8 protein-coding genes are annotated in these 11,306 nt (G+C 56.4%); 3 read left to right on the top strand and 5 right to left on the bottom strand.

Going from position 1 to position 11,306, the window contains the following annotated elements; translation table 11 throughout:
• The first annotated feature begins 36 nt into the window (after window positions 1–36).
• The gene (locus tag J2I46_RS20900; protein WP_207330992.1) at window positions 37–3,741 is read left to right on the top strand and encodes a cellulose binding domain-containing protein; all 3,705 of its coding nucleotides are present in this window, start codon (window positions 37–39) and stop codon (window positions 3,739–3,741) included.
• A 106-nt stretch (window positions 3,742–3,847) separates the two neighbouring features.
• Window positions 3,848–4,846 (top strand): phytanoyl-CoA dioxygenase family protein, encoded by a 999-nt coding sequence (locus tag J2I46_RS20905; RefSeq protein ID WP_207330993.1) that lies wholly within the window; start codon window positions 3,848–3,850, stop codon window positions 4,844–4,846.
• Window positions 4,847–5,128: 282 nt separating this feature from the next.
• On the opposite strand, the gene J2I46_RS20910 is transcribed toward J2I46_RS20905, so the two are convergent.
• The 5 genes from J2I46_RS20910 to J2I46_RS20930 all read right to left on the bottom strand — a co-directional run bounded on the left by J2I46_RS20910 (window position 5,129) and on the right by J2I46_RS20930 (window position 9,587).
• Complete coding sequence (locus J2I46_RS20910; RefSeq protein ID WP_207330994.1) at window positions 5,129–5,344, bottom strand: hypothetical protein; 216 nt, start codon at window positions 5,342–5,344, stop codon at window positions 5,129–5,131.
• Window positions 5,345–6,254: 910 nt separating this feature from the next.
• Window positions 6,255–6,776, bottom strand: a complete 522-nt coding sequence (locus tag J2I46_RS20915) for a hypothetical protein (RefSeq protein ID WP_207330995.1) — start codon at window positions 6,774–6,776, stop codon at window positions 6,255–6,257.
• Window positions 6,777–6,971: 195 nt separating this feature from the next.
• Window positions 6,972–7,406 carry a hypothetical protein gene (locus J2I46_RS20920; protein ID WP_207330996.1) on the bottom strand — a complete coding sequence of 145 codons (435 nt, stop codon included), beginning with the start codon at window positions 7,404–7,406 and terminating at the stop codon, window positions 6,972–6,974.
• A 92-nt stretch (window positions 7,407–7,498) separates the two neighbouring features.
• The gene (locus tag J2I46_RS20925) at window positions 7,499–7,798 is read right to left on the bottom strand and encodes a hypothetical protein (RefSeq protein ID WP_207330997.1); all 300 of its coding nucleotides are present in this window, start codon (window positions 7,796–7,798) and stop codon (window positions 7,499–7,501) included.
• Between the two features lie 475 nt (window positions 7,799–8,273).
• On the bottom strand, window positions 8,274–9,587 hold the full coding sequence (locus J2I46_RS20930; RefSeq protein WP_207330998.1) for an esterase-like activity of phytase family protein: 1,314 nt from the start codon (window positions 9,585–9,587) through the stop codon (window positions 8,274–8,276).
• Between the two features lie 701 nt (window positions 9,588–10,288).
• On the opposite strand from J2I46_RS20930, the gene J2I46_RS20935 reads away from it, so the two are divergent.
• A complete protein-coding gene (locus J2I46_RS20935) occupies window positions 10,289–11,032 on the top strand; it encodes a hypothetical protein (protein WP_207330999.1) in 744 nt (247 codons plus the stop codon).
• Window positions 11,033–11,306: the final 274 nt, after the last annotated feature.

Genomic DNA, 11,306 nt, shown 5'->3' on the forward strand with positions numbered 1-11,306 from the left:
GACGCGTATCGTTTCAAGTTTTACTCTGCTTGTGTTATGACTCTCTTTTCTACGCATTCCCGCGAGCGTTCTGCCTCGCCGGTACCCGCCGGGCAGAAAGCCTGCTGGGCAATAGGGCTGTTGATTGCCCTTCTGGTAAGCTGGACCAGCCAGGTAAGCGCCCAGACCGCGCCCGCCTCCGTTTCCGTTACGGGAGCGTGCCTGAACAGCACCTATACGCTGACCAAAGTGGCCGACAATTTCGAGTCGACGGGCAGACCCGCTTACTTGGGAAGTGGAGCCGTCACCATCAACGAAACCCGGTATCCCGACGTTTCGCTCACCTTGTACTACCTCGCCTCGGCTTCCAGCTGGGTGCTGAACTTTGACGGGCAACCCTACCAGTCAAACGCCTCCACCTCGACTCTGCCTCCGGCTACGGGCTGGCAGGCCGTTGAAGGCGATGGGACCATAGGAACCTGCCAGGGAAGCGGGCCGCTCCGGGTGCTGTATGCCACCACCGTTGCCAGCATCACCCGCACGGGCAGCAGTCCCACCAATGCCACTAGTGTAATCTACACGGTTACCTTTGCCGACGAGGTGACTGGCTTAACGGCCAGTAACTTTTCCCTGGAAACGCGCGGTACCATCACCGGGGCCACCGTCAGTAACCTTACAGGGGCGGGTAAGACCTACACCGTCAGCGTGAATACCGGCAGCGGCAGCGGTACGCTGCAACTGATCCTGGCCAACACCCAAAACCTGTTACCCAGTGTCAGTAACCTGCCCTTCCTGGGAGAGACCTACACCCTCGACAAGACTGCGCCTACCGTTACCAGCGTGAGCGTACCGGCCAATGGCACCTACCGTGCTGCCCAGCCGCTGAACTTCACGGTTACCTTCTCGGAAGCGGCCATCGTCACGGGTAGCCCCCAACTAGGCCTGACTATCGGTGCTACCAACCGCCAGGCCAGCTACGTATCGGGCAGCGGCACCACGGCCCTTTTGTTCCGCTACACCATTCAAAGCGGCGATTTGGACACAGATGGCATCGCACTGGCCTCGGCGCTGGCCCTCAATGGCGGCAGCATTCGGGACGCGGTGGGTAACAATGCCACGCTCACCCTGAGTGGCGCACCTGCCACGACGGGTATTCTGGTGGACGGTGTGGCTCCTACCGTGCTGTCGAGTAGCCGTCAAAGCCCTGTCACCGCCACGACCAATGCCACCGCCCTGAGCTTCCGGGTGGTCTTCAGCGAACCCGTCAGCGGAGTCACCGTCAGCAGCTTTCTAGTGACGGCCAGCGGGGTGACAGGCGCTATCGCCAGCGTAGTGGCCGTGAGTGGCAGCTTCACCACCTACGATGTAGCGGTAAATGGAGTAAGCGGCAACGGCACCATCCAGCTCGACGTCAAGAGCAGCGGCTCGGGCATTACTGATCCGGTAGGTAACCCCCTAAGCGGGGGCTTTACCACGGGCGAGGCCTATACCATCGACCAGACCCGCCCCAGCGTGGTAATCACTACCTCCCCCGCCGTCAGCGGTGGTTTCCTATCCGGTGCTTACCCCGTGGCCGTGACGGTTACCTTCTCGGAGAACGTGACCGGCTTTGTGGCCGGTGATCTGGGCATTACCAATGGGGAGGTGAGAAACTTTACCGGTAGCGGCAGCACGTACACGTTTGATCTGCTGCCCACCGCTAAAGGGCAGACCACCATCGGCGTACCAGCAAACGTAGCCCAGGATGCAGCCAGCAACGGCAACCAGGCGGCCTCGCCGCTGAGCTTCTTCTACCTGCCACCGGTCACCATCACTGGCTTTGCGGCCACACCCGCTACGGTCTGCGCTAGTACCCCGGTGACCCTGACGGCTACGCTCGGCCAGCTGACTGATACCTACTCCTTCACGCTAGTGGGGGGCGGTAACACCATTGTCGGCACCACTCCCAACGCCTTTAGTCAGACGCTGACGGCGCGTAGTCTGGGCAGCGTATCCTTCAGCCTGCGGGTGTTTAACGGCTACACTTACGCCTTTGCCAATGCGAGCATCACCATCAATCCCCAGCCCACGGTGAGCCTGGCCAATAACGGGCCCATCACCTGCACCCAGTCCAGTGTCACGCTGGTGGCCACCGCCAACGGGCAGGGGCAGGCGTTGACGTATCGCTTTAGCGCCGACGCCTCGCCGGTGGGTGGCTCCTCGGACAACACCGCTACCGTTACCCGGGCGGGTGATTATTCGGTCACCGTGACCACGGCGGGCGGCTGCACGGCCACCGCCCAGACAACGGTCGGAAACAGTGCTACCCTGGCCACCCCGACGCTGCTGACCCAGAACGGGCAAGCCTCCCTCACCGTGGATCTCAATGCCCCTCCGGTAACGCTTTTGGTGGGCGGCTGCTCGGGTACGGCTAGCTGGACGGGGTCGAACGGCAGCTCGGGGACCGGATCAACCATCACGGTGCCGACGGGCCAGCCCGGCCGGTTTGTCTACCAGGCCCGCTGCCAGCTAGGCAGCTGCGTGAGTGATGCCGCTTCAGCCACCGTTGTTGTGCAGGGACGCTTGACGGTACTGCAACGGGACGTGGACAACTACATCGACAACAACGCCATTCAGCCCCTGATCGTGCTGCAGAACCAGGGCGCGGGCAGTCTACCCCTCTCGGGTCTGACGCTGCGCTATTACCTGACCGTAGAGGGCGCTTCGGCCCTGAGCAACCTCTCGATCAACTACGCCCAGGTGGGCAACAGTAACGTGCGGCTGCGCTACGTACCGCTGGTGCCTGCTCAGGCGGGCGCGGCGGGCTACGTGGAGTACAGCTTCACCGGGGGAGCGGGCAGCCTGGCCCCCGGGGCCAGCTCGGGACCCATCCAGGCCTATTTTGCCAAGGGCGACTACTCGGGCCTCAATGAGGCCGATGATTATTCGTACGCTCCAGTGCGCGACCAGCTGGTAGGCACGCTGCGCATCACGGCTTACTATAACGGGGTACTCATCGCGGGACAGGAGCCTGGTGGGGTGTTCACCCCCGTCCGGGCCCTGCGCGCCCTGACCGAGAGCAAGAACGGTCCCTCGGCCACCCAGATCAATACGTACCTGGAGATTCGCAATGAGGGCAACGTAGCTGTCAACTACAGTGATCTCAGGGCCCGGTATTACTTTACCTCGGACGGCAACGAGCGCCTGCAGGTAGAGGTCGATGAGGGCAACGTGAGCACCCAGCTGGTGGCATTGAATCCGGCCGTAGGGGGAGCCAACTACTACCTGGAGATTCGCTACAACCAGGGCGGTCAGCTGGCTCCCGGGGCCTCAACGGGCCGGGTGCGTTACCGGATCTCCAAACCTGACGGGGGCCGCTTTGATCAGACCAACGACTACTCCTACCAGGAGCAGCCCGCCGAGTCGAGCTCTAACGGCCGGGTGCCCGTCTATGTGGCCGGTGAACGGGTATGGGGCAGTGAACCCACTGGCTCGGCCCGTATCGCGTCTGTGGAGCCTGGCACGCAGCTGGAGGTGATCTTGCTGGGTAACCCCGTGCGGGGCGATGCGGTGTCGGTGCAGATCAGGGGAGCCGGATCAGCGCCCCTGACGCTTCAGCTGGTCGATACCCAGGGCCGGATGATCACCAGTAAACAGGTAGCCACTCCCCAGCCTACCGAGCAGCATGAGCTGTCGGTGGCGGGTCAGGGAGCGGGCATACTGCTTTTGCAGGTGAGTACGCCCACCCAGAAGCAGACCATCCGGGTACTGAAAGCCGAGTAACTTCCCTTCATTATTTCGCCTGTAAAAAGCCGCGCCTCCTTAACCAGGCGCGGCTTTTTCCGGTCTACTTCGCCTTCCCCAGGCAGTGTATACATGTAAACCCGCTATGACTAAGACCTCACTCGATTTGGTGGCATCGACCGTTACAAGCCAACTGGGTATTCTCCATCTGAAACGCTACTGGGCCAAGAAAATGGCCATTCGCCAGGGGCAACTGGCCAGCAACGCCTTTGAGGAGGAGACGCACCTGGACTCGGCCCTGTTAAATGCCCTGGGCCTGGGCCTTGAGCCAACCATTCAGTACCTGTTTCAGGTCAGTCCGAGCTTTCCTGACTTCGAGGCCTGGATCCAGCTTGTCACCGGCGGCCTGGTCAACAGGGACAAGATTGATACCTTTAATGCCCGGTTGCTGGGTACAACCCTGGCTGAATCCAGCGATCCAGCGACGGAGCCGACATTGTCTGGGGCTGATCTGCTTCACTGGGATACCCATGGGTATGTAATCATCAAAGAGGCAATCTCCCGGCAAGACTGTGAAGAGACCATCGGACTGATCTGCGATTTTCTGGGCATCGATCGCTATGACCCGCAGACCTGGTATACACCTCATACGGCCCGGCAAGGTATCATGGTCCAGTTGTTTACCCATGCTCTACTGACCAAAAACCGGGAATCGCCCCGTATCCGGGCGGCCTATGAACAGCTATGGGGCCGACGGGATCTGTGGGTTAGCCATGATAGGGTCGGCTTCAATCCCCCGCAGACGGATAGCTGGCCCTTCCCGGGGCCCCATCTGCATTGGGACGTCCGACTGGACCGGCCTGTTTCCTTTGGCCTGCAGGGTCTGCTCTACCTCTCGGACACCCAGGTCAATCAGGGTGCTTTTACCCTGGTGCCTGGTTTTCAGCATCAGCTAACCCACTGGTTGGCCCAGCTTCCGCCCCGGGCAGATCCGCAGACCCAGGATTTAGGTGCCTTGGGTGCGATTCCTCTGGCGGGCGCGGCGGGTGACTTCATTCTCTGGCATCATGCCCTGCCCCACGGCAGCAGCCCGAACCTGGCCGCTGCACCCCGCTTTGTCCAGTACATTAACTATGCTCCCTAGCGACGCGGCTTGCCCTTCTGCTCCCTCCATATCTCCACTTGACAAACTTCATCTCATTACCAACAAGCTGGTCGGTAGTGAGGTGAAGTTTGCGGCGATCCGTGGACGCTTAGCTGCTAGCGGTACGATTTCCTCGGGAAGCTGCTCATTAAAGACGTGCCCCAGAGTCTACCCTTTCAGAACCGGGTGGACATGGGGCCTAGTCTAGAAATAACTCCTTATGGCTGAAAATGCCCTGGCCTACGTCTGGGTTTCACGTTTTTCTTCTGCTCAAGCCAGCGCTCACGGCTGGTTATTGTCACGGCTCACCCGAAAAGCAGTTACTGCAATTACCGGGTAATCGCCCGCGTTGATCAATCCTGTCCGCTGGCGGTGACCAGCCGAAACAGGCCCAAAAAAGGGTGTTTTTAGCTCGGTATAGCGCCGTTTTGACGGCTCCACCGGCGAGCCTGTTTCCCCCATAACCCAGGTCAGCAGTGGATCTTCCAACTTTTCCAACGCAAAAAACGATCAACTCGCTCATCCTAAGCCAACTAAGCCAAAATTCTTCGCTCATCACAGGCCAAATCCCAGACAGGACCCCGCCACGCACTACCGGCCAAGTACAATTGTACTTGCAATTCCCGGTGATATATGACAGAGTGGTTACATAGTAGGCGGACCATTGCCTCACTGCTTCAGTAGTGACCTGTTGGTAAATGGGCTAGATAGGCTCTTCAAGGGCCTATCCAGCCTACCGGGTTAGGTTGTTAATGGTCTAAGGGGCGGCCTGACACCTAGCTAATTTCTATCACCTATGGGCCGAATATTGGTTACTACAATTGGGTAGTGTTGCATGTTGGGTCAGGCTATCAGGGCATCGCTCTGGCCATAGCCTTCAGTACGTTCGTGACCAGCATGTTTCGCCAGCGCCTGCGGGAAGAGGTCGATCTGCGCTTGGAATTCAGCAAAGGCCTCAAAGCCGCCGTTGAGCGTACCTTGGCCCGCTGGGGGGGTGAGGATACTTATCCCCCCCAGCGCGGCTATTCGTCACTACACCCGTCACCGGACAGAGGCCGCCGGGGACGTCCTGAACTAGGCATTGCTAAGCCTATAGTATGCGTTTGTTGTCAAGTTACGTGTAGTGTGCTAGAGGGCCGTTCCGTTGGGGCGGTCCTCGCTGGACAATGAGTGGTTATCTGCAGGCTCTGGGTAATGGCATCGCCGAGCTTATGGCTACCTCCGGGCGTGATTATCCAAAGCAAACCGAGAAACGCCATCCTTGCCCATAATCTGTAGCGGATCCAAAGCAGCCAGTTGATGAGCACCTTGCTCTAAGATTAGTCAACTGACTGTAGAGCACCTACTAAGTCTAATCTAGCCAAGCAAGTGGATAGGGCTTCCCCATACCTTCAACATGCACTCCTCGCTAGTTGATGCTGAAGGCCGGTAAAGCCAACCCGGTGATCACGCACCCTGCCCCAATGATTAGCAATAGAATGCCCCACACTAACAGATAGCTTGGCTTACGTTCTCGAATTTCAAGAAAGTAAGGTGAGGCGGATAAGGCGGTGGATTCACTGGGGGGCAACTCCAGTCGATACTGCCCTGCTTTAGCCCGGAAGCTAAAGAGCTGAATACGTCCCTCCCACCCGTTGTTCACCCGCACCGTGGAAAAGCTTTGGTGCACCCTGACCATTTCACCTGTCGCTGCCGCAACGATGGCTGGCCAGGGCATCGTTGCGGGCACTCGCTGTAGGGTTCTCCCCGATTGCCAGATGGCGTACTCGCCTGCCCGGGGCAGCTCAAACTGGCCGCTTGGCTGGGTCAAGGGCAGTTTGAGCAAAACGGGACCGCCCACCGCCTTCAGGATTCGTCTGACGCCCTGAATAAGTAGCCAACTGCCGACTCCGCCAAGGCTAACCGATAGCAGCCATACAGGTACAATCATACTTGTTTGAGTGATACAACAGGAAATAGCCCACCTTCTTCAACTAAATAGATCGCTCTGCCAGCCAAGTGTGCGAGGCTTTACCCATCAATCTTGTCTATTATCAAGCCCTGTTTTCTAACTACACTTACAGTATGAGAATATAGCCAGAAACCAACTTTTTAGGGTTGGCTTTAGGTCTTACTAAAATCTAATTTAGCGTCGAAGTAGAAATTGGAATTTTGTCTCTACGCCTTGCTCATTAATCGTTCCTGGATTCCATCGAGGCATTGAAACGCCTACTCGTGCCATTTCCTTTTTCAACGTTGGATCAGTGTCATTAGTTGGCACTAATTTGGTGACTTTACCAGTCCCATCAAGAGTAGCGGTTAACCAAGTTTTTCGCCTTATTCTAACGGGGTTCTCAGCTTCTTCAATCTGATTAAGGACAAATGCGTTTAGTTTATCTTCTCCCCCTGGGAAGGAAGGTGGCGACTGTGTTTTAATCTGAGGTAAAGGCCCATAGGTATTATAGGTGACAATGGGTTTACCTCCGTTGATCCCACTTTGTGCAAGAGAGTCTGAGCCGGTAGCTGCTAGCAATGTAACAGCTGTGAGAATTGACAGGGTGAGGGTTGAATAGATTTTCATGGTCTTTTTTATGAGAAGATGCAACCAGCTATAAGTTGGTTGCGCATCAGGTGATAAGCCTATTCCAAACCTGTTTTATAAGTGGTACTATGTTAGTAGCCTAAGTTATCGATGTCCATTTTTTTGCTAGTAAATTCCGCCCACGTATCGAAAAACTTAGTTGATGGGTATTCGCTATCACCCAGTCCTGACCAAGTTAAATGAACAACCACTAATTTACCCCCTTCTCTTACAAACAACACATCGTCGTTTACAGAGCTTCTGCCAATGGGTTCAAGTGGCTCGCTAAACAAGGGATGACGAAAGGTTAGCTCTGCTTGTAACTCATTTTTGATAGCTGCTTTCTGACTTTCGGAAACAGCTCCCCAAGGCTCTAGCCAAGTTCGGTCCATCAGGTACTTTTCGTTGTATAATCAAACGTTATGTTCAAAAGCGTTGAGCTGGCAAGATATAACGCAAGCGATCGATTTGTATGATTCAGTAATTATAACTCAGTTTTACAAACGTACGACGTTGATTGTCCAATTGTAAAACCAGCTAGCGCTAGGTCTTCCAGTACCTTTCATTGTCACCCCTGGCCAGAAACGGGGTTACTACAATTGGCTGGCTGCTGCCCGCGCAGAGCCGTCCTCCCCGCTGGGGGTGAAGGGGCCAAAGAGGGCTAACCAAGGCGTTTTTAGTCCGTTTTGCCGCCGGTTTACCGCCCTGGTTGGCGGGCGTGTTTTCCAGACAAGCCAGGTCAGCAGTGGAGCTGCCTACTTTTCTCACCTAAAAATAGTTCAACTAACTCATTATAAGTTCATTAAGCTAAAATTTTTCGCTCGCCTCGTGAGGGTGTGGTTGGCCGGGGAAAACCCGTTTTCCTGCTTACCGAAGCGGGACGGGCAAGGTGACAAAGTAAATCCGGTTCAGATCCACCTTGCCCGTAGCGGGCAGGATCTTGCTCATAAACCCGTTTTGACCGTTATCGACCACCCCAAAGTCATCGTCATTGGAGATGGCCAGGGTATTGCTGCCAATCAGGGTGAGCCCCTCGGCTTTATCGTGGGGATAGACCGGGGAGATCTGGGTCAACAGATCAAAGGCCAGCGTTTTGGTCACCGGCGTTATACCCACCCCTTGCAGACCCGCCCGGTCCTTGAGCTGCTCAACGGTCAGGCCGTTGTAGAGCTTACCACCATCGGCGTTAGTGGGGTCCGAAATATCAGTGGCACCGGCCAGATCAATCTTATAGACCCGCTTGAAACTGGCCGGGTTAGTAGCCGCTCCCCCATAGTTGCCGTCCCGCTCCAGGGCCAGAAAGGTGGTGTTGGTAATGGCGGCAATCTCACTGCAGCCGGTCAGGCTGGCGTTTTCCATCAGGTAGACGTACTGTTTGGTGGCGCCTGAGGCAATCTCGAAGGTGACAATCCGCAGCACCGTCGAACCCGATACGGCCGCTGAGCTGGGATTATACATGGGCGACTGCATCAGGCCAACCAGGGTCTTGCCATCGGGAGTAATGGTCAATCCTTCCATACCCCGGTTAGGCCGACGGCGCGCCAGTACCCTGGGCAGGGTGCGTCCGCCCGTCCCCGAGCCAAAGGGATTGATGCGCTCGATGGTTTTCCCCGTGGCGTCGAAGTGCACAATATGGGGGCCGTATTCGTCGCTCACCCAAAAGCTGCCATCGGCCGCCCGCACCAGGCCTTCCGAGTCCAATCCATTGGCATCGGGGGTAATCGTCTGCCCGCTTAGGGTCAGGGCAATTTCGCCGGTGTTACCCTGTCCAACGGGGTTGGGTAGCCCCGTCAGTAGTTGCCCGGCGGCATTTTTAAGCAAAATCGTCTGCTCTAAAACGAGTTGATTGCCTACCACCCGGAAGCGGCCGATCTGCGGGGTGAAATCGGTTTTTCCGAAGATGATCGAGCTGGCCGCTGATCCCGCCGCATTGGGTCCCCGGTCGGTGAGCAGATAAAAGACGGCGGGATCGTTTTTGTCCGGGGCGATGGCTGAGCCAAAGCCCCCGTTGTAGATGGTGGTGCCGTTGGGGGAGACTGACAGCACCGCCGGATTAGCTGCTTCAGCGTAAAGGGGATACGTCAGGGCATCCAGCCGGTGGTCATCGCAGGCCGCCACCAGTAGGCCACTGAGAAGAACGCCCGTTAGTGAGGCCGGGTAAAGTAGAGGTCGAAGGCGCATGAATAGAAGGGGAAAACCAGTTTGGCGCAAAACTAGGATGCTCTACATTACCCCTGTGTGATGTTCTGAGCCCGTTCTTTACGAAACGGTGAAGTTTCCCATTGGCTAAACAGGATCGCCTGTTTTACCGGGAAAATATAAAAACCTACCTTCGAACGAAAGTAGGTTTTTGCCCCATCCCTGCCCGAGTAGGGGATGCTGAGTCAGCTGCCAGGTAACGGCTTTACCGAGACGGTAAAGCGACCATTAGTTTCCCTCAATACTGGGAGTCGTGGTCGATAGGGTACTCAGGATCATAAACGCCCAGCGTCGGCGTTGTGTTTACCTGCATGGAGCCAGGTGTCTATTGACTTTCATATTGGCTTGGTCATACCGCTGTGTAGGATCAACTTGTCAATCCATCACCCCTGGTCCGAAAAATAAGGCCTAAGGAGTGATTGGGTCGTATCAATCTGTTATCCGGGTCAATCGCCAGGGCGTCACACTGCCCTGGCGATTGACCCGGAAGGTGTTGTTCACTTATTTTACGTAGGATTGATCAGTTAACCAACCATACTGAATATGTTCGTCGGCCGTTGCTTTCTTTATGTTGCTTCAAAGGGCGATCCGGCCGCCCCGCTCACTTTATGTTGAGCTGGGGCCAGACTCCACTTGGCTGAATAGGCCACCACACCATGAACTGCTCCTTACCCCTTCTCGCTATGGGACTACTCAGCCTGCTGGGCCTGATCGCCTGTGACAATGCCCACACGGTTCTTAAGGGAAGCTTTAAGGGAAAACCCTATGAGCTGCTCTCGATTGAAACCAAGGGCTTCAGCACCAACCGAATTGACTATGCCCTCAAGCTGGGCTCTTATAAGCAGGTTCGGATCGATGCGCTGACCACTGACTGGGGACCGCCCTACGCCGACGAACTCTATGGCAATGCCCGCCGCGTCTATATCGACAAAAGCCCGGCTCCCTACTCCAATCAGGGCGATGATCCCCAGCGTCATCCTGCGACAATGCTCTATCTGTCGCCCGAGCGGTTCAGCAAAGACGTCTTTGAGCAGTATGCTTCCCTACTGCAAAGCGAGTGGCCAGTTATTGATCAGCAATTCGCCCGGGATGAGTATGACCGGTTTCCCCGCATTCTGGGCCTAGTTTACGGGGAGCCTCAAAGCTTTGCCCGCTTGTTTACGGGTAAGAAAGAGGGCAAGCCCCACGCCATCAAAGTGGAACCCGATGGCCGCGTCCGGTATAGTCCCCTTACGGACTGGGCCAATGATGAGTACAGTGGGCTATCTGACAAGGTACAGATGCCAGGCAAGCATATTTATGTGGCCACCGGCAAGTTGACTGGTCTAACTCTGGCTCAAGTACAGTCCTACAAAGATGAGTTGGGCAAAACCCTGAGCGATTATTTCTTGGTGCAGGAAACGCCCGATACGCTCTCCCTCAAGTAGTCAAGAGTTGCGCCAGATGAGCCGGTTTGGTGGTGTGCTCAACGCCTGCCGGGCGCACAGCACTCAAAACGTAAGATCGCTAACACGTATCGGTTGGCCCGGTCTAACTTCGGCCCATCTACCCTCACTAGTAGGCGCCGGTCAGCGAAAAGTCACCATAGGACCGAAACGCAGTTACTACAATTCGTTCAGCTGGCAGCGGGAGGGGACAGCTGGCCGTTAGGCAGAAGCGGACCCGCCGGTAGCCTACCTGGTGGAGCCGCAAAAGACTCCC

Origin of the sequence: Fibrella forsythiae (assembly GCF_017353175.1) — a bacterium.
Lineage (GTDB): Bacteria > Bacteroidota > Bacteroidia > Cytophagales > Spirosomataceae > Fibrella > Fibrella forsythiae.